Consider the following 20,418-nt stretch of genomic DNA (forward strand, 5'->3'; position numbering starts at 1 on the left):
CCACCTTGTACCGGTTTTCTCTTATTTTGTATTGGATCTTTATTTTATCTATTCCTGAGCCGACTATTTTTTATTGTATTATTTCTTCCCGGATTCTCCCCATGACCGGCGCAATGATGACCTTCCTTTTCCGGTGATCTGTCAGGAGGTCCACGGTTGCTCCGGGAACCGGGGAACCTGTAGGCTGGAAAGTGATACTGGGGATTTTGCCGCCAAACCTGACCCCATCCTGAAGCTTGACTGACCGGACAAATGTCCCCTGCCGGAAAATCATATACTCTCCCGTTTCCTGATAAAATTTGATTTGGTACCAGTAATTCCCGGCAATCGCCGCTTGTTGGATTGCCCGCAGATCAGCAATCAAGATGGTTGACGTGCTTTTCAGTCGCTGATCCTCAAAATCATTAGGCAGTTTAACCAAGAACAAAAAACTGGAACCGCTCAGAATCAAAATAGCCAGCAATACTTCCACCAGGGTGAATCCGGCTTCATGATTCCTTTTCCAACGCTGAGTATAGGGCTTTACGCATGTTTTCAACTGGTGCCTTCCTCCCAAACCAGATATCCCAGGCATATGCTCCCTGATAAAGAAGCATCTCTAAACCGTTCATGATCCGACAGCCCAGGTTTTGAGCCTGTTTCAGAAAATTGGTTTGCAACGGCTTATAAATCAGGTCAACCGCTAAGACCTTTTCCTTTATCCCCTCCAGGACTAAAGGGAAAGGTTCGTCTTGCATCCCGATTGGTGTGCCTTGAATAATCAGCCCGGACGAGAGCATCCATTCCCCCTTGTCAAAGGGAACACAGTTAACGGGGCGACCGAACTTATTTTCGATCTGCCTGGCCAGTTCCCCGGCTTTCTGCTGGTTCCTGTTGACAATCGTAATCTCTGCCTCTTCCTTGGCTAGCGCATAGATGACTGCTCTGGCCGCTCCCCCGGCCCCAATGACTGCCACACGGTTACCCGCGGGAACAAACCCGGCATTTTGAACTGCCGCCACAAAACCTGCCCCATCCGTGTTATATCCATACAACTTTCCCCGCTCGTTTTTCACCGTGTTAACCGCCCCAAGAGCCTGTGCTTCCTCAGAGACATCATCCAGATACTTGATCATATCTTCTTTATAAGGATAAGTAATATTCCAGCCATGATACTGTTCGGACAGCATTTGGACGTAAGCATCCAGCTCTCCGGACGGGACGGTAATTGCCTCGTAAGAAGCATCGATACCTGATGCTAAAAAGCCAGCCATATGCATGACTGGTGATAAGGAATGTTTGACCGGATTACCAATAACCGCATATCTCATCATCTCTCACCAGATACTCCGTTTCTTTGAAGATTTATTTTTTTTCAACCCGCACGGATGGTTCTGAAAAAACAGTCCTTCGCCCGACCATCCTTTCCATTAACCGCAGAACCTTAGTCCCGGCAAATTCCCTGTGAAACAAAGGGTTAACCAGGATGCTCTTCAGTCCGACTCTATTGGCCCCCAAAACATCAGTAAACAGTTGATCTCCGATCACCACGATTCTGTCCGGCTCCAGCCCTAAAACCTCTATCCCCATCAAAAAGGCTTTTTTTCGCGGCTTCGCTGCCTTGAATACATAATGGATACCCAGCCTTTCAGCAATCCTGGCCACTCTTTCAGGACTGCTGTTATTGGATATGATACAGGACTTCATTCCCTGCCGACCGGCATGCTCAAACCATTTGACGACATCGTCCGTCAAAGTAGAATCGTTCCAGCGTGCGATCGTATTGTCAAGATCAAGAAGCAAACCTCCAATTCCCATGTCCAAAAGAGTGCTTACCGGAACCTTATAGATTGCTTCAAACTGCAAAGTTGGCTTTAATAATCCAATCATCTGTCAATCCTCAATATGTTTTCCCTATAATTCAATGATTAGATTATATATCAGCAGGAATTTTAAGACAACTGGTCTGGGGATATTGGCCAGGCCTTTTTCTTGCTCATCTCAGTCCAGCCGGTGTTCTTTCATTTCTTCGGTCAGCTTCTGAACAGCTTTTTTCTCGATCCTGGATACATAAGACCTTGATATCCCTAACATCCTGGCTATTTCTCTCTGGGTTTTCTTTGGACTGTTCAACAATCCAAATCTCAATTGAAGGACCATCCTCTCCCGTTTGGTCAGGCATTTTAATTTTTCCAGGACAATACGCTGCTCAAACTCACTCTCGACCTGATCCGAAATGGCATCAGGATCAGTACCCAGGATATCAATCAGATTGATGGAATTGCCTTCTTTGTCCGTTCCGATCGGATCATACATAGAAACCTCACCGCGTGTTTTCTTCAGAGTCCGCAAATACATCAGAATTTCATTTTCGATACAGCGGGCGGCATACGTGGCCAGCCTCGTTCCTTTGTCCGTGTTGAAGGTATTGATTCCCTTAATTAGCCCTATTGTACCTATAGAGATCAGATCATCACTGTCTTCACCAGTCCCATCATATTTTTTGACCAGATGAGCAACCAGTCTCAGATTATGCTCAATCAATTTGTTGCGGGCATTTTCCACTTCAATTTCCGTTGGCTTATTGGCCGGCTCCCCCTTGGATTCCGCCAATATTTTCAGGTTTTGTGCTTCTTCCGCTTCGCTTAGCGGCTGAGGGAAGGCATTGTTGTTAATATATGAGACAAGAAGAGTTATTCCCTTAAGAATTGATAAGGCCGCTCCGACAAAAAATAATTCCGTGATCAAGCCATGCAGCTCCTTTCCAATTTTGCCTTTAATAATAATATGCTTAGAAAGGATTATTACGCATAAAACTGTTGTAGAAATCAGGGAAAACCAACAAAAAATTATAAAAAAAACTGTCCCTTTTCCAGAGACAGTCCCATCACGATTGGATACAAGGTGGTCAGATATCAATTTCCAGGTAAAGACAACTTTCGGCTAAGAGGTTTTCCTGCCCTTTAATCCGGTAGGCGATCAGCCTGAGGAGTAAAGGCATAGGCCGTCATTTTGACTTTTACGGTCACAATATTTTCGGCAAACCCCATAATTGTGCTGTCAATAGTGAACTTATACGCGCTGTCACTGTTCAGCTTCTCCAGAAAAGTCAGAATGCCGTTTTCCGTTCCTTCACACCTTAAGTTTAGGACCAGCGTAAGGACAGAACCCTCATTTTTAGGAGAATCAAAGCTAAGCTCTTTTAAGCTTAAACCATACTTCCGGGTTTGATGATAGAGCAATAAAGCGATTTCCTGTTTATCCAAAGCCTGAGGAAAGTTCTTTTCCAGATTGGCGGCTTTTGTACTGAGAGCCATGGTATCTTCTTTAAGCTGGCCAAAATTGTCCGATTGCTCCCTGGCTTTTTCCAGCATTGCTTCTTTTTGTTTCAGGCCGGCCTGATTATGGACCGTCTCTTGCCATTTGGGCAGGTAAAGATAATGAACGAAAACAGCGGTCACTCCGATCATGATCAAGGAGAAGACAATGAAATAAATCTTTTTCGGTTTCATGGTATTCCTCGCAATCGGTCTATTTTAATTTGAGACTGAAAATCAGGTCTTTTTTTTCTGTGGTTCCCGTAACTGCTACCGTATTTAAGTCAATTTCCTGAAACACCCCTGTTTTGGCCACAGCAGTCCAGACTTTAGCCATGTTTTCAGGGCCGCTGACCCCTACCGTTAATTGAACTGAACCATCTTCCATCTGAGACAGGCTTTTTAACACCACATCTGAAGGAAGAGATTTTTGGAGCGTGTTTAAGGTTCCTCTCGGCTGTTTGGACTTTTCTTCAATGAAGTTCAAAAATTGCTGACTTTGGTCAATCCGGTCATTCAGATTTTCTCTTTTTTGGAGAACGGCATAAATTTCCTGATAAGATTTAATATTATTGTCTGCGACTTTCTGCCCGTAAACAGTTTTAAGATCCCACAGCCAGGGCAGGGAGAGCGCGAGAAGAACAGCCGTCCAGAATGTGTAAACAGCAAACAGCTTCTTATACCTGACCTCACTGTATAGATGCTTCTGGGAAATGGCCTTTCCTTCAGCGAAATTAAAATTGACTTTCCTGTTCATTTCATCCCCCTCAACGCCAAACCGCACAGCCCGGTGAAGCTGAGCCAGTCCTTTTCCCACAACAGGCTTGGTTCCCTGAATTCCGGCTTCCATTTACCCGGATAACCTAAAACTGTACTAACTTGGAGCTCCTTGTGGATCAACCCCTGGAATCCGGGAAAATCCGCATATTCCCCAAGCAAGTAGACCTTTTTAATTTGCTGTCCGCCATGATTGGTCCTAAACGTGTTCAATGCTGCCGACAACTCTTCGATTACGGCAGTGAAAGCACTCTCATATTGCTGAGCAGAAGGAAAATAAGGGATAAACAGCTCTTCCAAAATAAATTCGTGTTCCTGTCTTTTCCTTTTTATTTGTAAGTTCCCTTTGGGGATCATCCCCCGAAATGCATATTCTGCCGACCCTTCAGGAGGTGTATCCGGTTCTTTCGGACAAGCAGCGGCGGCGGTTTCCTCAGCTGTCTTGCTGATTTGAGGCAAATGAACCGCTACAGAGGAATAATGATCCAACTGCCCTTCGGCAAGCACAATGAAGTCTGCCTTATCGTGCCTGAAATCAACGATGACAATATGATCGGGAGAATGACCTTCTTCACTGATCAAAGCCTGGCTGTTGATTTTGGCTTCCCTCTCAAACAAGACCTTAAACAGCCGGATGATACAATCCAGCCCCAAATCAATTGTTTGCGGCTGAATGCCCGCCTCTTTCCAGAGTTTATTTACGTTTTCCACATCAGAGCGGGGAACCGCAGCCAGAAGAATGCTGATTCTCTCTTGTCCCAGAGTTTTAAATCTGCGGATCATTCGATAATCGATCAGATAATCTGTCAAATCAAAAGAGAAGCATTGGTCAAATTCATGATAAATAAATTGATCAAGACTACCGGAACTCATTTTCGGTACCGAGACCATTCTGAACATTACCCCGGGACAAACCAGGCTGATTTTAAGGTTTTTTGTTGTCAGCTTTTCTCTCTTAACCAGTTCACGCAGTTTTTCGGCAATATCCTGCTGATCACCATTGGGGATATGGATCTGCTCAATCTTATTCATGATGATCCTGAGGTCCTTTTTCTTTTCCCATACGACCTCAGCCAAGATCATTTTATGGTGATTTATTTCCGCTAACCAACCCTTTTTCATAAAGCTTTCTCCCCGGTTCAGATAGAAATAAAATATTCTTTGTTTTAGATTTGCTGATTCAGGATTTTAATATTGATCGGCATCTTCTCCAGGAGAACCTTTAATTCCGGCCAGAGGTATTTCGTTGTCTGGATCACGACCCTGCCCTCAAGCTTGTCTATGGTGGTGACCACTCCCAGGTGTCCCAGACCCTCCACAAATTTAGCCAATAACTGGATCTCCGGTCTTGCTACCTGAGCCTGCACCAGAAAGTCGGCCTCTGCATATTCTTCCCGACTTGGCATTTTTTCTTTCCAGTCCTTTCCGTCTTGACTTATTCCTTTATTATTCTTTGATTTCATTCATTATTCCTGCTTTTGCGGTTTTCTGAGAATGCTGAACGGTTCCATGGGCCTGGGGAGTTCTAACTTGAGCAATTGTTTGGCATGTCTGGCCACATCCAATTTCCGGCCATCCGCATCATAAATACCCCTGACCGGGAAAGTCCAGGGATCACCTTCAGGTGTCAGCACCTCCAGTTTATCCCCTTGTTTAAAATAATTGCGCTGTTCAATCCAATATCCCTGATCTGCTTCTCCGGCGGCGGGACATTCCTCTGTGGTTAAGACTTTTCCGATAAAGCTGTATTCGCGGATATAATCGGAGCTTTCTGTATTCTGGGATTCTGCTCCCGGGTTACCCAGAAAAAAACCCGGAGAATAATGACGGTGACTGACCTTATCCATCTCTTCCAGCCAGGACCCTAATTTATTTTGAAATTCCATTTGGTCTTTTTCCCACAACGTATCAATAGCCTGCCGGTATACTTTGACCGTGCTGGCAACATAATGAGCGCTTTTCATGCGTCCTTCAATTTTCCAGCTCTCAATTCCCAGGTCTTTCAGCTGAGGAAGGTAAGGAAGGATACAAAGATCATGAGAGTTGAACAGATAAGTCCCTCTTTCGTCCTCTTCAATGGGAAAATAACGGTCGGGTCTGTTTTCGACCACCAGGGAATACCCCCAGCGGCAAGGCTGGGTACATTGACCGCGGTTGGCATCCCGTCCGGTCAGGTAATTGCTTAATAGACAGCGTCCGGAATATGACATGCACATGGCGCCATGGATAAATATTTCCAGCTCAACTCCTGTCTTTTTCCGAATCTCCGCTATTTCATTGATCGCCAGTTCTCTTGCCAGAATGACCCTCTTGGCTCCCTGCTCACGCCAAAAAACAGCACTTTCCGAATTTGTGCAGTTGGCCTGAGTGCTGATATGAATATCCATATCAGGGATCACCCGCCGGGCTACCCGGAAAATACCGGGATCTGAAACAATAATGCCGTCTACACCCAAATCCTGAAGAACCTGAAGGTACTCGGGCAATAAGGAAAAATCCTGCTCGTGCGCAAAAATATTTACTGTAACATAGAGCCTGCGTTTCCGTTCATGCGCAAACATTAAACCCTCCCGCAGCTCATCTTCGTCGAGATTTCCGGCATAAGCCCGCAAACCGAACATGGTCCCTCCCACATAGACGGCATCCGCTCCATAAGCAAGGGCAAATTTAAGTTTTTCCAGGTCTCCGGCGGGAGCCAGGAGTTCAGGTTTTGACATAGTATCCCCCTTGGTACGCTCTACTGATATTTCCGGATATTCTGCATATGCTCTTCATTCGTTTTGGCAAAAGCATGGCTTCCGTCGCTTTTGGCAACAAAATACAGGTACTCTGTCTTTTCATGATCAAGTACTGCTTGCAATGAAGCTCTTCCCGGATTGGCAATCGGTCCCGGCGGAAGACCGGTGTGCTTGTAAGTATTGTACGGAGAGTCGATCTCTAAATCTTTGAGGCTCAACACTCTTTTATTTTCTTTGAGTAAATATTGGATCGTTGCACAGGATTGCAAGGGCATCCCGATTTGAAGGCGTTTTTCAAATATGGCTGCGATAACCGGCCTATCTTCACTTTTGGCCGCTTCTCTTTCGACCAGCGATCCCATCGTTACCCATTGAAAAACGCTCAGATTTTTCTCAGCTAATCTGGTCCTGACCTCAGTCGTCAGTTCGACGGAGAATCTTTGCAGCATTCGGTTAATGATGCTGTGTTCACCTTCCTCGACACTAAAATAATAAGTGTCAGGAAACAAAAATCCTTCCAGTCTGTTCTCTCCATTAGGAATATCATTTAAAAACGAGTATTGAGCTGAAGTAAAGCTTTGCATTTCCGCATTGAAGCGTTCCCTGGTTCCGAAACCGTTCTTGACTAAAACATCAATAATTTGACTGGTATGATATCCTTCGGGAATCGTGATCTTTTTTTCGTCCTTTTCCGGACCCTGCAAAAGTTTTTCAATCATCTGCTCAGGAGTCATGGATGGAGAAAAATAATAAATTCCGGCTTTGAGTTTTGCTTCCACTCCTTTGATTCTGCACAAAAGAGTAAAAATACTGTCCTCACGGATCAGTCCGCTGCTCTCCAGCTGCTTGGCCAATTGTTTAGCGGAAGTCCCCTGCTCAATAACAAAAGGCGCCTTTTCCTGGGAAGCGGAAACAGGCCTCAAATTGCTGATCCACCATGAGATGGAGGTAAGTGCTGCCACCAACAAAATCAGGACCAGGATTTTATTATTTTTTTTTCGGAAAAGATTCATTCTTTTTCTCGCCATATTTTTCGTTGTTTCCTTATCTCTTCATTCAGCCGAAGCGGTTTTTTGACCTGTTCTGCTTCTTGCGCAAAATTTATTTTTTCCGCTAACATTATATCCTTTTTTAGAAAATAAAGAAACTCACGATTTCGTGAGTTTCCGGAAAACACTTGGTCCTTGCTCTGATCACTGTGTAATTACTATTCTTCGTCTTCCTCTATTTCTTCCCAGGCATCAGCAACCTTTTCCCACTCTTCATCATCTTCGATGTCAAAGAGCATATCTTCACCGTTTTCATCCTTGCCAAGCTTCAGGATTATTGCTTCTGCTTCTTCCTCATCTTCGTCCTCCGCTTCATCAACAGGCAACAGGACATAGTAGGTATTTCCGTCAACTTCAAGGGATGCCAGGTGCATAAATTCGTGTTCTTTACCCTCATCATCGTTCAGGACGACAATGTCAAAGGTCTCTTCTTCCTCAACTGCCTCAGTTACCTTGATCTCATCTGTCATTTATGGATCACCTCATTTCATGTTCGTTCCAAGGCTAATGTAATAATTTTACCTGCCAAGGTAATGATTGTCAAACAACTTCAGTGTTTACTGTCAAGGAAACCTTGCAAAATAAAGACCGCAGCCATTTTATCAATCACTTTTTTCCTTTTTGCTCTGGATACGTCAGCCTGGATCAGGGATTTTTGCGCGGCTACCGTACTTAAACGTTCATCCCAGAGCTTAATGGGGAGTCGAAAAGCCGCCTGCAATTCTTGAGCAAAGGCTTCGGTGGCCAAAGCCCTTTCCCCAATCGTTCCATTCATATTCTTAGGATAGCCTACCACAATTGTATCGACTTCATACTCTTTTATGATCCCTGCCAGCTCTTCTTGCTCTTTTTCGGAGCGTTTAATCACCAACAAAGGCTGGGCGGTTAACATGAGCAGATCACTGACCGCAACCCCTATTGTCTTTTCCCCCAAATCAAGTCCCATCACCCTCAAAGCCTCACCCCTTAATATGATCTCTAAAAATATCTTTTTTAAACGATTTTCAGACAAAAGTGCGGGCAGCTTCTGCCGCAATATCCGCACAGGATGCATCTTTCCCTGATCACCTCAGCAATGTTTTTCTTGAGATACAACGCCTTTTGGGAGCATTTTTCAACACATTGACCACAGCCCTGGCACCAGTCCGCAATATACAGCTTGCGTTTTATTGTGCTGATGCTTCGGGCAAGTTCCGGACAGGGTTCTTTCCCTGCCAGAACCATCAAGTTATAATCGATTTCAGCCTTCGATGACATCCCCAAAGCCATGGCCTGAACAGTCGGCAGTTTTTGAATGAATCTCAGGGCCTTGACCGGATCTGTTCCCAGATGGCCCCCGCCAAAAACCTTCATCGCATAGATCCCGATTCCCAAACTGGAAGCAAAATTCAGGGCTGCCAGCATCTCCGCCAAGGTACCGTCTATTATGCCCAAGCCCGCATAATTAATCAGGGGATGAATAATATCCAGCCCCGGCTGCAATGCTCCGTCCCTGACTCCGCGCACGGCATGAGTTGAAATGCCGATATAATTGACGATACCCTTCTCTTTGGCCTTTCTCAACGCATCCCAGGCTTCAGCATGTCCCTTTAAGGTCAGTCCGCTCTCCTGCTCATGTAAAAGAAAAAAGTCAATCATATCCCGGCCTAAAGCCCGCCGGGCCTTTTCGATACTCTTGTCCATCTGTTCTGCCGTAACAGCATAGCTTTTCGAAACAACCCTGACATGATGATTCTCTTTTAGTACCGGAGCAATCTGCTCATAGTTATCGTATATCTCGGCCGTATCCACCCAATCAATCCCGCTGGCGACCGCGTAGCGCAGGACTTCTGTTCCTTCGGACATGCTGACCCGCCCCTGAAGGGGAGATACAGCCAAGCTGCCAAAACAGATCTCCGATACCTCAGGTCCCAAAAGACCAAGCTTGATTTTGCGCACAGGCTGCTCTCCCCTCCAGGAAATCATACAAAAACAAACCCCCACCTGATGTGAGGGTGTTGTTCAAATCATTCTTTTTCATCTAAATATGACCGTACAAGCTCTTCCAACAGTTCATGACGTTCTATTTTCCGGATTTTTGTTCTGGCCTGGTTATGACTTGTGATATAAACCGGGTCCCCTGACATCAGGTACCCTACGAGCTGATTGATCGGGTCGTATCCCTTCTCCTGCAATGCGGTATAAACCTGTTGTAAAATCTCATGTGCAGAAACCTCCCCTACTTGAGATTTAAACATCATAGTTTCTTCCATTTTATCCAAGGTCAACCCTCCTTTCGAAACGGTCCGATGCCATTATTATATTTAATCTTCGGGGAATTTTACAGTCATTCTTCGTTTTTTTCTAAAAAAACTTTAAATGTTTCCGATATCCCCAGATGATTACCGGGAAATGCTCCAACATGACGAGGAAAAAGTTTTCAGCCCAGCATGCCTTTAATGATCGCAGGCACCTTAGCCAAAGCCTCTTCAATCTTGGAAGGGTCCTTTCCGCCCGCTTGCGCCATATCGGGGCGTCCGCCACCGCTGCCGCCGGTAAAGGCAGCCACCTCTTTAATAATTTTACCTGCATGAAGCCCATTTAAACCTGAAGGACTGACAACACTGACAAAATGAACTTTACCTTCGGCAGAAGCGCCCAGAATAATCACTCCTTCTTTCAGCCTGTCCTTTAACGTATCAGACATTTTCCTCAGGGCATCCATGTCCGGAGCCTGAACTTTGGCTGCTAAGACTTTGACCCCTTGAATCTCCTGAACTTTGTCCAAAATATTTTCTGCTTCGTATTTTGACAGGCGGGCATTTAATTTTTCAATTTCTCTTTCCGCATCTTTCAGCTGGCCAGCCATTTGCCCAGCCTTCTTTAGAGACTCCCCGGGAGCCGCTTTCAGAATAACCGCGATTTCTTCCAAACTCTCTTCCAGGGAATGGATATAGGCCAGAGCCTGCTTGCCGGCAACCGCCTCAATCCTTCTTAAACCGGCGCCAATCCCGCTTTCGGATAATATTTTCACGATCCCTATTTCCCCTGTATTTTGCACGTGTGTCCCTCCGCAGAGTTCCGTGCTGAACTCTCCCATCCGGACTACCCGCACCTCATCGCCGTATTTCTCCCCAAACAGGGCGATGGCTCCCTGGGCTTTAGCGTCTTCCATGCACATCTCAGCAATATTTACGGACAGGGCACCCCTGATCTGCCGGTTAATCTCCTCTTCCACTGTGTTTAATTCTTCGGTCGACATGGCCGAGAAATGAGAAAAGTCAAACCTTAGCCTCTCTTCAGAAACCAGAGAACCGGCTTGTTGGACATGCTGACCAAGAACCTTGCGCAAGGCGGTATGCAAAAGATGGGTTGAGCTGTGATGAGCGGCAATACTTTTTCTGATTTCCCCGTCTACTTCAGCGACAACCGTATCCTGAACCTTTAATACCCCACTGGTAATCCTTAACCTGTGGCAGAAGCTGCCGTCAGGAAGCTTGCGTACCTCCATGACCTGGGCTTCCGCTCTCTCCGACCGGATCCACCCTTTATCCGCAACCTGACCACCGCTTTCCGCATAAAATGGCGTACGCGGGAGCAAACACAGTACTTCTTCCCCTTCACCGGCACTGGCCACCTCTTCCTCGCCGCTGAAAAGGGCCGCAACAAATGTTTCCGTACTCAGTTGGCGATAGCCGACAAATTCTGTTTTGCCCAGTTCTCTCGCTTTGTTGATCAGGGCCATGTTCTCCGCGGAAGAGACCATTTGGCGTGATTGCTCCTTGGCAGCCTTCCGGTGTTCTTCAAAAGCCAGCTGATAATTTTCCATGTCCACGGTGATCCCCTCTTCAGCCAGGATTTCCTCGGTCAGTTCGACAGGGAAGCCGTAGGTCTCATAGAGATGAAAAGCATCTGTTCCGTTTATTTCTTGAAGGCCCTGCTTTTTCAGGCTCTCCACTTTATCCTGGAGAATTTGGGTACCCTGCTCCAAGGTGGCCTGAAAATTCTTCTCTTCAAGCTTCAAATGATTGAGAATAAAATTTTCATTCTCTTTTAATTCCGGATAAGCATGAGCATATTTACTCTGAATCACTGCAAAAATCTGCTCCAGGAATGGCTTTTCAATCCCGATCAAACGGGCATATCTGACCGCCCGGCGCAAAATCCGGCGCAGGACATAGCCCCGGCCGTCGCTGCTTGGACGGATTCCATCACCCAGCATAAAGGCAATCGCCCGGGTATGATCGGAAATCACTTTGAGGGCAGTATCCTTTTTAGGGTCGTCTTTATAGTTAATCCCTGCGATCTCAGCGATCTTATTAATAATCGGTATAAATAAATCTGTATCAAAATTCGAAACGACACCTTGCATGACTGAGGTAATCCGCTCTAATCCCATACCTGTATCAATATTTTGTCTGGGCAGAGGAGTAAGTGTTCCACTTTCGTCCCGGGTATATTGCATAAATACCAGGTTCCAGATCTCCAGAAAGCGGTCACAGTCACAGCCTATGGCGCAATCCGGCTTACCGCAGCCCCTGGCTTCGCCAAGATCAACGTAAATCTCCGAGCAAGGCCCACAGGGTCCAACCGGTCCGGCAGCCCAGAAGTTTTCTTCATCATCTAACAGCCTGTCCGGTGAGACTCCGGCCTTATTGATCCAGATTTCTCTGGCTTCATGATCTTCCGGGTGAACAGTTATCCATAATTGGTCCGCAGGAAGCTTGATGACCTCGGTAACATATTCCCAGGCCCAGGTTATGGCTTCTTCCTTAAAATAATCTCCAAAGGAGAAGTTACCCAGCATTTCAAAAAAAGTATGATGCCGGGCTGTCTTACCCACACGTTCCAAATCAGGTGTCCGTACACATTTTTGGCAAGTGGTGGCCCGTGGAAAAGGCGGTTCAACCTGCCGCATAAAATATGGTTTAAAAGGAACCATCCCTGCCACGGTCAGGAGCAGAGTAGGATCGTTTTTCGGAATTAAAGAAGCGCTGGCCTGCAAACGATGTCCTTTTTCCTGAAAAAAATTCAGGAACATTTCACGAAGTTGGTCTCCGGTATACATTTTCTTCCTCCTCGATCATTAAGGTTCAATAAAATAAGTAATTCAATTGGAATAAAAAACCATGAAATAAAAAATAAACATACTTCTTTAGTATATCTGTTTCCAAACTTTACTGTCAATAAAACTCATCTTTGCGAACTGTCAGGAAGCTCCGGCGCGACCAGGAACAAATATGTTTTTAACAGGACATTTTTCATAATGGCCGTCAGGGGAATGGCAACCAGCATTCCCAGCAAGCCGGCAAGCTTTTCCCCTGCCAGCAGAGAAAAGACAACTGTCAGTGGACGCAGCCCGACCTTATCGCTCATCAGCTTAGGATTAATGAGATTTCCGTCAATTTGTTGGACAATGAGGATCAGGACCAGGATCTTTACCGCCATTATTGGCGAATTGCTTAAGGCCAGCATCAAAGAAGGAACCGCTCCGATTAAAGGGCCAAAATAAGGAATAATATTGGTAATCCCGCAAATGATGCCGATGAGAAGCGCATATTCCGTCCCCAGCAAAGCAGCCCCTATCCCGATGATCACACCGACCAGGACAGCATCAATGAGATTACCGTGAATATAATTGACAATAATCAAATTGATCTCTTTTAAGAGATGGCGCCAGCTGTTTCGGTATTTTCTTGGGACCAGCCAAATCATGGTTTGCGTCATTCTTCTCCAGTCTGCCAGGAAATAAATCGCCAGAACCGGAGAAAGGACAAGGTAGGTCAGGGAAACAAGTATTCCCGGAATATCATTTAAAAAATTCACCAGCCATCTGGTGGCAAAACCCTGAGCATAAATGATTTTTTCATCATAAAGCTTAATGACCTCCCCAGGAAGGCCTGCCTGCAAAAAACTCAGCTTGATGCTCTCCATATATTTGAATAAATTGTCCATCATCTTGGGAAGCATAGCCGATAGTCTGCTCAATTCCAGGTATAACGCGGGCAATAAAACGAAAAAAACGAAAGCAAAAAAAACAATGATCGCGATAAAGACCAAAGCAATAGCATACTTTCGTCCAATTTTCTTTGCTTCCAGCCAGCATACCAGCGGGTTCAACAGGTAAGCCAAAACAAGGCCCAAAATAAACGGCCACATCATCTCCGTAAGCTGACTAAAAAGATATATCCCTAAAAACAACGTGAGAAGGATGAAAATCAGACGAATTCTTTTTCTGCGCATTGTTCCTCCCAATAAAAAAAGGTTGGTGTTATAATTACCCAACCTTTTGCACAATATCCCACTTGTTTTGAAAATCTATCCGGATCTGTTCTATTCCGCCGTAGTCTGCACTGTCCGATCAAGATATGCGTCATTTTCAAGATAAAAATCTTCCCAAGCCACAAGGCCGCCTTCCTCGTCCAAGTCATACACTACGATTTTGTCTGTATGGCTGTTAAATTCCACACAACAATTCCAGCAGTAGTACTGATCGACACCCACTTTTCCTATGGAACGGCCTCCACAAACAGGACAAGTCATTGGGCTTACCCCCCTTCAATGACGATGACATCCTTTCCTTCCAGTAAAATATTCTTTTCTAAAATCGCTTGTCTGCCATTAAGTAAATCGGCAAATAACCCGTCGGAGAGCTCATAGCCAAGGATTTCCTGCCAGCCTTCATCCAAAAAAACATCAACGATACAGCCCTTGACCGTGCCATCACAGTTATATACTGTGCCACCGGATTTTTCCAACCAGCTGTTTCCTCTCAATTCCGGTGAGCCGGAGCAATCGGCGACAATGAAGTCGTCATTAATCTGAACCAGATCCTGCCTGAGAATACCTGGAGAACCTCCGCTAAACAGAGAATCTGTTTCCAAGATTATGCCGATCAATCTGTTGGCCTGGTCATCTATGATGAGATCCTTGACATGTCCCATTTGAGCCCCGGTTTTCTGATTTAAGACTGGTGTCCCCATAATTTCACGGATTCTACGCATAATCATCCTGCCTAAAATATTCACTACAAGATAATTTTCCCAATTGGACGGTTTTTATTCATCAGATACCTTTATACTTTGGTTTTTTTTTCATAGTAATCTTTAATCGCCGCATGAACAGCATCTGCCGCCAGATTGGAGCAGTGCATTTTTACTGGCGGCAGGCCGTCCAATGCTTCGGCAACAGCCGCATTTGTAACGTTCATCGCTTCTTCAACTGTTTTTCCTTTTACCATTTCCGTCACCATACTGCTGGTGGCGACCGCAGCACCACAACCAAAAGTTTTAAATTTAACATCCTTAATAATATCGTCCTCAATGTCCAGAAAAATCTGCATGATATCTCCACATTTGGCATTACCGACTGTGCCTACACCATTGGCATTTTCCAGTTCACCGACATTTCTGGGATTGCTAAAATGATCCAATACTTTATCAGAATACATATGATTATCGCTCCTTATTCCATTATCCAATATTATGATTTGAATATACTTTGAAAATATGAATCTTAAAAAAAATTTTTATATCCCGATCCAAATCAGTTGGCCTGATTAAAGAGAGGGGACATCTGCCTCAACCGATTGACAATTTTAGGCAATTCCGCAATCAAATAATCAATTTCTTCTTCCGTATTTTGCCTTCCCAGGGAAAATCTCAGTGATCCATGGGCAATTTCATGGGATAAACCCATGGCCAGCAAAACATGAGAAGGATCCAGGGAGCCGGATGTACAGGCTGAACCGCTGGAAGCGGCAATCCCCAGCATATCCAGACTAAGCAAGAGGGATTCCCCTTCAACAAAAAAGATACTGACATTGACATTATGGGGCAGGCGTCTTTCCCCTATGGGACCATTCACTTTTACATCAGGAATCGTTGAAGTAATCCCTGCTAAAAGCTTGTCCCTGAGATAAACCATCCTGTCATGTTCTTCCTTCATCCTTAAACCGGCCAATTCGCAGGCTTTGCCAAAACCGACAATACCGGGAGCGTTTTCTGTTCCCGAGCGGATTTTTCTTTCCTGCCCTCCACCCAAAACCAGTGGAGAAATTCTTATTCCTTTCCGAATATAAAGAGCCCCAACACCCTTCGGACCATAAATTTTGTGGCTGGAAATCGTCAGTAAGTCAATGTTCATTTCCTTGACATTGATCGGAACTTTACCTAAAGATTGTACGGCGTCAACGTGGAAGAGAATATCTTTCTCCCTGGCTATTTGACCGATCTCAGAAATAGGCTGGATCGTACCGACTTCGTTATTGGCATGCATTATACTGATCAGAATCGTATCCGGCCTTATGGCTTCAGATACAGCCTCAACGGAAACAAATCCTTCAGAATCGACAGGGATAATCGTAAGCTCAAAACCATTTTTAGCCAGGTGTTCGCAGGTATCCAAAACTGCGTGGTGTTCAACGGCGGAAGTAATGATATGCCTGCCTTTATTGGAACGGGTCTTTGCCGCCCCCTGAATCGCCAGATTGTCCGCCTCCGTACCGCCGCTGGTAAAAATTATTTCTTTGAAGTCTGCCCCGACCAAAGCGGCTACCTGGTTTCTGGCCTCTTCAATCCCTTTCCGAACCTCCCGGCCAAAAGAATGGACACTGGAAGGATTCCCATAGTATTCTACATAATACTTCATCATCAGTTCTGCTACTTCAGGATCCGTTGGCGTGGTTGCGCTGTGATCCAGATATATTCTATTCATCCGTCAATACCTCCATTTATTTTTTGCTGTCTTTATCCTTTATCTTATAATCTTGATTGGCTTCTATTTTAAAGATCTCGTCCAGATTGGCCATCGATCCCTTTTCAGCTTCCTGCACCAAATCAGCAAGGGAAATGGAATCAACCAAGTCATTGATTGAATCACTGACTCTTACCCATACTTCTCTGGTCAGACAGAAATTGGTTTTTTCACAGCAGTTCTCGGTTTTTTGGCCGGAACATTCCACTGGGGCAATAGGCCCTTCCAGTGCCCTGATGATATCTCCGACTATGATATCTTCAGTTTTTTTAGCCAGAATATAACCTCCCTGCGCACCGCGGATACTTTTTACCATACCTGCTTTACGCAGATCAGGAACCAACTGTTCTAAGTAATGTTCAGATAACTTCTGTCTGTCTGCTACGCTTTTTAAGGAGATCGGCTCATTGTTGGAGTGTAAGGCCAAATCGACCATTAACTGAACTCCATAGCGGCCTCTTGTCGAAAATCTCACCCTTTTCTTCACCCCGCTCCCATCTGAATAAACTGCCTTTGCCGCAAATCTAATTATATCCTACTAAACCAATCGGAATTTGTCAATAAACTTCTTTAACGTAAACTTTCTTCAACATGTCCTTCTTCTTTGGTATAATATCATTACTTCAAATAAATGAGGGATATCTAATGGATTTATTTTCAGCATCTTTTGATTCAGGTAAAATAGCCCCCCTGGCTGAACGTATGCGTCCACAAGGCTTTGCGGACTTTATCGGTCAGGAAGAAATATTGGGCCCGGGCAAGCTTCTCCGCCGGGCTATCGAGGCCGACCGCATAGGTTCCATTATCCTGTTCGGCCCTCCGGGATCAGGCAAAACATCCATAGCCCAGATCATTGCCAATCATACTTCATCCGATTTTGTCAGAATTAATGCCGTCTCGGCAGGGGCAAAAGAGCTGCGGGCGATCATCGACCAGGCCGAGGAAAAGCTTAAGCTTTACGGTCAGAAGACACTGGTGTTCTGCGACGAAGTTCACCGTTTTAATAAAGGACAGCAGGATATTCTGCTCCCTGCTGTGGAAAAGGGTCTCATCAATTTCATTGGCGCGACTACCGAAAATCCTTATTTCGAGCTGAATTCCGCTCTCCTCAGCCGCTCATCCCTGTTCCGGCTTCGGTCCCTGAATGAGGAGGATATAAAAAGAGGCATTTCCCAGGCCCTGAATGATCCGGTAAAGGGGCTGGGAAACTACAAAACAAATGTCAGTCCGGAAGCACTGGCTTTTTGGGCGGGTTTTGCCAACGGGGATTTGCGCAGGGCCTTAAATGCTTTGGAATTAGCCGTCCTCACAACTCAGCCTGTTGAAGGTATCCGAACAGTAGATTTAGAAACAGCCAAAGAATCGATTCAAGAAAGAGCCTGCCTTTATGATAAAAAAGGCGATAATCATTATGATATGATCTCGGCAATGATCAAAAGCATGCGCGGCTCCGATCCTGATGCCGCCTTATACTGGTTTGCCCTGATCCTGGAATCGGGCGAAGACCCCCGCTTCGTCATGCGCAGAATCATCATCCATGCTTCAGAGGATGTCGGCCTGGCTGATCCGATGGTCATGCTCCAGGCTCACGCTGCGGCCAACGCCCTGGAATGGATCGGTATGCCTGAAGCCAGGATTCCCATGGTTCAGGCTGTTTTAGCAATCGCCAATGCCCCCAAGAGCAATTCCGTCGTCACCGCAATGCATAAGGTCTTTGCTTATGCCAAAGCCAATCCCCAGGCCCAGGTCCCTCTCCATTTAAGGGATTCTCACTATCCTGGGGCTTCCCAGCTTGGTCACGGCACCGGCTATCTTTATCCCCACTCTTATCCGGGCAGCTGGGTAGAACAAGCCTATCTGCCTGAAAGCCATCAACATGTCCAATTTTATGAGCCAACGGGAAAAGGCGCTGATCATAACCGGGGACGGGCAGAGAAAGAGAAGAAATAGAAACTGGTTTTATTCTAAATTACAGGTATCTTTGTTTAACAGCTCTGGTAAACAATCATTCTTATTGTAAGGATATGACGGCATTATCCCTTACGGTGCTTTCAGGAGTAAATCTTTATTCTTTTCTGTTGGTTGAGTGCATATGTCCGACATGCTAACGACCAAACAAGCTGTGATAAACTAACGTTTCTTTTTCTTTTCCGGCTTGCCGCCGGACTCGAGCTTGATCTTTAGCTGATCTAAAGCCTGGAGCTCCGAGCTGTTGAGCGTTTCTTCCAATTTTGGCCCATCCAGATCTGCCATGCTGGCCAAACTTTCCACATAAGAATCTCTCAGACGGGGGTTTATTTCCACTAGCTGATAGCTATCCTTTATTCCGGTACGCAGTTGATCTCTTTTGACCAGGATGTCTTGTTCGTCCTCTTGATTCCTTTGAACAGTATTTTGGGGACTGCCTTTTCCTGAATTTTTTATTTGTCCCGGTTGAGACTTCTTCTTTTGTAAGTGTTTTTTCTTTAAGTCTTCTTGATCATCCAGCTCACTTTTTTCTTTCATCAGTTTTTTGTCGTGAATTAACTCGCTTTTTCTCGGATTAGATCCTCTGGTCTCAATCCACTTTTTTATAGCCTTGGGATTCTTGGTCACGATGAACGCTTCCTGAACAGAACCTCCGCTTTTCAGAAGGATTTTACAGCCGGTTGCGGTTTCATATTTATAGACCGGACCACTTTCCGAAGAATGGGTCACATCAATCACCCCGGGAATAATATCGGTTACTTCCGGCAGCTTGCTTAACTCCTCCAGCCATTCCAGAGCCTTTTCCAAAATGCCATGCTCTCTTTTGACTTTGTTGCGCCTGAATTTCATACACAATTAACCCCGTCCAAAGAAAATATGGTTCATCCGGATCGCTTTTTCTTTATTTTCAGCTTCTTCATTGATGGTTAATATTCCTATGGAATAATACTCTTGTCCCCTTTTTTGGGTAGGGGAACCCGGATTGAAAAGGATCACTCCATTGCGGACTTCCTGATAGGGAATGTGGCTGTGTCCAAAAACAATGATATCCACCTGGTCGCCGTCAAATAGATGATAGGCACGATCAGGGGTGTCTTTTCCTGCACCCAAATGTCCGTGGGTTAAACCGATTTTAAATTTTCCACAACACAGAACGCGCTTGGATGGCAGTCCCTCTATATTCCGGTCACAATTGCCCAGGACGGCATATACTGGGGCAATTAAAGCTAAGTCGCGTAATAAGTCCTCAGTCAAAATATCTCCGGCATGAAGAATGATCTCCGTATCCGCAAGGCTTTCCCAGACCTGGCGCGGTAATATCCCGCCCGCGGACAAATGTGTATCAGATAAAATACCGATCTTCATCTTGTCCCCTGCCTTATTTTTTTATTCACTTACAAAATATTAACATATTTTTTTGTTTTTTTGGAAAAATAAAAACAGGGCGGCTATCCCCTGTTTTTTTAACGATATTGAAATCTAATCGATTTTCTGATTTCATTGGCTACCCGCCACGTCTCCTGTAAGTGAGGGGTCAACAACTCAACTTTGCCACTGTTGCGATCCACTAAAATATCCGGTGAACCGGTATTGTCTATTTTTTTGTTGACATGTCGAATATCTATCGCTATTTTATCCTCATCAAACAATGGCGGTGAAAAATAATTCAGGACTTCTTCGGTGGCCTCAATCAATTCTATAACCTCATCTTCAGGATAACCATCCCTCAGCAATATTTCCTTAACCTGAGACAAAGAATGATCTAACGTGAGAAGCATTTGGGCACGTTGGATCAATTCTGGATTGATATCCATTGTCACACCTCTTTTCAGACTTCTTTACATTTTGACATTTGTT

The 20,418-nt window shown here is 45.2% G+C and carries 25 protein-coding genes; 1 reads left to right on the forward strand and 24 read right to left on the reverse strand.

All coding sequences use genetic code 11. The features are described from left to right. Positions 1-70: 70 nt before the first annotated feature. The 21 genes from SGLY_RS09615 to SGLY_RS09715 all read right to left on the reverse strand — a co-directional run bounded on the left by SGLY_RS09615 (position 71) and on the right by SGLY_RS09715 (position 17,068). Positions 71-538, reverse strand: coding sequence for a pilus assembly FimT family protein (locus SGLY_RS09615; protein WP_013625097.1), 468 nt, complete (start codon positions 536-538; stop codon positions 71-73). Next, entirely contained in the window at positions 489-1,313 is an 825-nt protein-coding gene (gene aroE / locus SGLY_RS09620; protein ID WP_052298630.1) for a shikimate dehydrogenase, read from the reverse strand. Before aroE ends, SGLY_RS09615 begins: the two co-directional genes overlap by 50 nt. Positions 1,314-1,344: 31 nt before the next feature. After that, a complete protein-coding gene (locus tag SGLY_RS09625) occupies positions 1,345-1,869 on the reverse strand; it encodes a YqeG family HAD IIIA-type phosphatase (RefSeq protein WP_013625099.1) in 525 nt (174 codons plus the stop codon). 111 nt (positions 1,870-1,980) lie between these two features. After that, positions 1,981-2,727, reverse strand: coding sequence for an RNA polymerase sporulation sigma factor SigK (gene sigK / locus SGLY_RS09630; protein ID WP_013625100.1), 747 nt, complete (start codon positions 2,725-2,727; stop codon positions 1,981-1,983). 215 nt (positions 2,728-2,942) lie between these two features. After that, the gene (locus SGLY_RS09635) at positions 2,943-3,491 is read right to left on the reverse strand and encodes a hypothetical protein (RefSeq protein ID WP_013625101.1); all 549 of its coding nucleotides are present in this window, start codon (positions 3,489-3,491) and stop codon (positions 2,943-2,945) included. Positions 3,492-3,510: 19 nt separating this feature from the next. After that, positions 3,511-4,053, reverse strand: a complete 543-nt coding sequence (locus tag SGLY_RS09640; protein ID WP_013625102.1) for a hypothetical protein — start codon at positions 4,051-4,053, stop codon at positions 3,511-3,513. After that, positions 4,050-5,195, reverse strand: a complete 1,146-nt coding sequence (gene pilM / locus SGLY_RS09645; protein WP_013625103.1) for a type IV pilus biogenesis protein PilM — start codon at positions 5,193-5,195, stop codon at positions 4,050-4,052. The genes SGLY_RS09640 and pilM overlap by 4 nt, the downstream gene beginning before the upstream one ends. Before the next feature lie 44 nt (positions 5,196-5,239). Continuing rightward, positions 5,240-5,536 carry a DUF4911 domain-containing protein gene (locus SGLY_RS09650; protein WP_013625104.1) on the reverse strand — a complete coding sequence of 99 codons (297 nt, stop codon included), beginning with the start codon at positions 5,534-5,536 and terminating at the stop codon, positions 5,240-5,242. A 3-nt stretch (positions 5,537-5,539) separates the two neighbouring features. After that, positions 5,540-6,790: a peptidase U32 family protein gene (locus SGLY_RS09655; RefSeq protein ID WP_013625105.1), complete on the reverse strand. Its 1,251-nt coding sequence runs from the start codon at positions 6,788-6,790 to the stop codon at positions 5,540-5,542. Positions 6,791-6,810: 20 nt separating this feature from the next. Further along, complete coding sequence (gene mltG / locus SGLY_RS09660; protein ID WP_041444769.1) at positions 6,811-7,839, reverse strand: endolytic transglycosylase MltG; 1,029 nt, start codon at positions 7,837-7,839, stop codon at positions 6,811-6,813. Between the two features lie 179 nt (positions 7,840-8,018). Next, on the reverse strand, positions 8,019-8,330 hold the full coding sequence (locus tag SGLY_RS09665; RefSeq protein ID WP_013625107.1) for a DUF1292 domain-containing protein: 312 nt from the start codon (positions 8,328-8,330) through the stop codon (positions 8,019-8,021). Between the two features lie 80 nt (positions 8,331-8,410). Beyond that, entirely contained in the window at positions 8,411-8,815 is a 405-nt protein-coding gene (ruvX, locus tag SGLY_RS09670) for a Holliday junction resolvase RuvX (protein WP_013625108.1), read from the reverse strand. A gap of 38 nt (positions 8,816-8,853) precedes the next feature. Next, complete coding sequence (locus SGLY_RS09675) at positions 8,854-9,798, reverse strand: aldo/keto reductase (RefSeq protein WP_013625109.1); 945 nt, start codon at positions 9,796-9,798, stop codon at positions 8,854-8,856. 68 nt (positions 9,799-9,866) lie between these two features. Beyond that, positions 9,867-10,121, reverse strand: coding sequence for an IreB family regulatory phosphoprotein (locus tag SGLY_RS09680; RefSeq protein ID WP_013625110.1), 255 nt, complete (start codon positions 10,119-10,121; stop codon positions 9,867-9,869). A gap of 158 nt (positions 10,122-10,279) precedes the next feature. After that, positions 10,280-12,907 (reverse strand): alanine--tRNA ligase, encoded by a 2,628-nt coding sequence (alaS, locus tag SGLY_RS09685; RefSeq protein WP_013625111.1) that lies wholly within the window; start codon positions 12,905-12,907, stop codon positions 10,280-10,282. Positions 12,908-13,032: 125 nt separating this feature from the next. Then, positions 13,033-14,082, reverse strand: coding sequence for an AI-2E family transporter (locus tag SGLY_RS09690; protein WP_013625112.1), 1,050 nt, complete (start codon positions 14,080-14,082; stop codon positions 13,033-13,035). A 90-nt stretch (positions 14,083-14,172) separates the two neighbouring features. After that, a complete protein-coding gene (locus SGLY_RS09695) occupies positions 14,173-14,382 on the reverse strand; it encodes a hypothetical protein (protein WP_013625113.1) in 210 nt (69 codons plus the stop codon). A gap of 5 nt (positions 14,383-14,387) precedes the next feature. Beyond that, entirely contained in the window at positions 14,388-14,843 is a 456-nt protein-coding gene (locus tag SGLY_RS09700; RefSeq protein WP_013625114.1) for a PRC-barrel domain-containing protein, read from the reverse strand. Between the two features lie 71 nt (positions 14,844-14,914). Beyond that, complete coding sequence (nifU, locus tag SGLY_RS09705) at positions 14,915-15,289, reverse strand: Fe-S cluster assembly scaffold protein NifU (protein WP_013625115.1); 375 nt, start codon at positions 15,287-15,289, stop codon at positions 14,915-14,917. Between the two features lie 95 nt (positions 15,290-15,384). Further along, entirely contained in the window at positions 15,385-16,554 is a 1,170-nt protein-coding gene (gene nifS, locus SGLY_RS09710; protein ID WP_013625116.1) for a cysteine desulfurase NifS, read from the reverse strand. Positions 16,555-16,570: 16 nt separating this feature from the next. Next, positions 16,571-17,068, reverse strand: a complete 498-nt coding sequence (locus tag SGLY_RS09715) for an RrF2 family transcriptional regulator (protein WP_013625117.1) — start codon at positions 17,066-17,068, stop codon at positions 16,571-16,573. Between the two features lie 170 nt (positions 17,069-17,238). On the opposite strand from SGLY_RS09715, the gene SGLY_RS09720 reads away from it, so the two are divergent. After that, positions 17,239-18,543, forward strand: a complete 1,305-nt coding sequence (locus tag SGLY_RS09720; protein ID WP_013625118.1) for a replication-associated recombination protein A — start codon at positions 17,239-17,241, stop codon at positions 18,541-18,543. A gap of 180 nt (positions 18,544-18,723) precedes the next feature. Here SGLY_RS09720 and SGLY_RS09725 read toward each other — a convergent pair whose 3' ends face one another. The 3 genes from SGLY_RS09725 to SGLY_RS09735 form a co-directional block, all read right to left on the reverse strand. After that, complete coding sequence (locus SGLY_RS09725; RefSeq protein ID WP_013625119.1) at positions 18,724-19,410, reverse strand: DUF2103 domain-containing protein; 687 nt, start codon at positions 19,408-19,410, stop codon at positions 18,724-18,726. A gap of 6 nt (positions 19,411-19,416) precedes the next feature. Beyond that, the gene (locus SGLY_RS09730; RefSeq protein WP_013625120.1) at positions 19,417-19,926 is read right to left on the reverse strand and encodes a metallophosphoesterase family protein; all 510 of its coding nucleotides are present in this window, start codon (positions 19,924-19,926) and stop codon (positions 19,417-19,419) included. Positions 19,927-20,024: 98 nt separating this feature from the next. Beyond that, positions 20,025-20,375: a hypothetical protein gene (locus SGLY_RS09735; protein WP_013625121.1), complete on the reverse strand. Its 351-nt coding sequence runs from the start codon at positions 20,373-20,375 to the stop codon at positions 20,025-20,027. Positions 20,376-20,418: the final 43 nt, after the last annotated feature.

The organism is Syntrophobotulus glycolicus DSM 8271 (genome assembly GCF_000190635.1).
Taxonomy (GTDB): Bacteria; Bacillota; Desulfitobacteriia; order Desulfitobacteriales; family Syntrophobotulaceae; genus Syntrophobotulus; species Syntrophobotulus glycolicus.

What these genes read in the sequence shown, in the direction of transcription:
- SGLY_RS09625 (WP_013625099.1), bottom strand. Translation starts at nt 1,869, where the DNA reads ATGATTGGATTATTAAAGCCAACTTTGCAGTTTGAAGCAATCTATAAG.
- SGLY_RS09730 (WP_013625120.1), bottom strand. Translation starts at nt 19,926, where the DNA reads ATGAAGATCGGTATTTTATCTGATACACATTTGTCCGCGGGCGGGATA.
- SGLY_RS09650 (WP_013625104.1), bottom strand. Translation starts at nt 5,536, where the DNA reads ATGAAATCAAAGAATAATAAAGGAATAAGTCAAGACGGAAAGGACTGG.
- mltG (WP_041444769.1), bottom strand. Translation starts at nt 7,839, where the DNA reads ATGGCGAGAAAAAGAATGAATCTTTTCCGAAAAAAAAATAATAAAATC.
- pilM (WP_013625103.1), bottom strand. Translation starts at nt 5,195, where the DNA reads ATGAAAAAGGGTTGGTTAGCGGAAATAAATCACCATAAAATGATCTTG.
- SGLY_RS09665 (WP_013625107.1), bottom strand. Translation starts at nt 8,330, where the DNA reads ATGACAGATGAGATCAAGGTAACTGAGGCAGTTGAGGAAGAAGAGACC.
- SGLY_RS09725 (WP_013625119.1), bottom strand. Translation starts at nt 19,410, where the DNA reads ATGAAATTCAGGCGCAACAAAGTCAAAAGAGAGCATGGCATTTTGGAA.
- SGLY_RS09695 (WP_013625113.1), bottom strand. Translation starts at nt 14,382, where the DNA reads ATGACTTGTCCTGTTTGTGGAGGCCGTTCCATAGGAAAAGTGGGTGTC.
- SGLY_RS09635 (WP_013625101.1), bottom strand. Translation starts at nt 3,491, where the DNA reads ATGAAACCGAAAAAGATTTATTTCATTGTCTTCTCCTTGATCATGATC.
- nifS (WP_013625116.1), bottom strand. Translation starts at nt 16,554, where the DNA reads ATGAATAGAATATATCTGGATCACAGCGCAACCACGCCAACGGATCCT.
- SGLY_RS09640 (WP_013625102.1), bottom strand. Translation starts at nt 4,053, where the DNA reads ATGAACAGGAAAGTCAATTTTAATTTCGCTGAAGGAAAGGCCATTTCC.
- SGLY_RS09735 (WP_013625121.1), bottom strand. Translation starts at nt 20,375, where the DNA reads ATGGATATCAATCCAGAATTGATCCAACGTGCCCAAATGCTTCTCACG.
- SGLY_RS09720 (WP_013625118.1), top strand. Translation starts at nt 17,239, where the DNA reads ATGGATTTATTTTCAGCATCTTTTGATTCAGGTAAAATAGCCCCCCTG.
- aroE (WP_052298630.1), bottom strand. Translation starts at nt 1,313, where the DNA reads ATGATGAGATATGCGGTTATTGGTAATCCGGTCAAACATTCCTTATCA.
- SGLY_RS09690 (WP_013625112.1), bottom strand. Translation starts at nt 14,082, where the DNA reads ATGCGCAGAAAAAGAATTCGTCTGATTTTCATCCTTCTCACGTTGTTT.
- alaS (WP_013625111.1), bottom strand. Translation starts at nt 12,907, where the DNA reads ATGTATACCGGAGACCAACTTCGTGAAATGTTCCTGAATTTTTTTCAG.
- SGLY_RS09700 (WP_013625114.1), bottom strand. Translation starts at nt 14,843, where the DNA reads ATGCGTAGAATCCGTGAAATTATGGGGACACCAGTCTTAAATCAGAAA.
- nifU (WP_013625115.1), bottom strand. Translation starts at nt 15,289, where the DNA reads ATGTATTCTGATAAAGTATTGGATCATTTTAGCAATCCCAGAAATGTC.
- SGLY_RS09655 (WP_013625105.1), bottom strand. Translation starts at nt 6,790, where the DNA reads ATGTCAAAACCTGAACTCCTGGCTCCCGCCGGAGACCTGGAAAAACTT.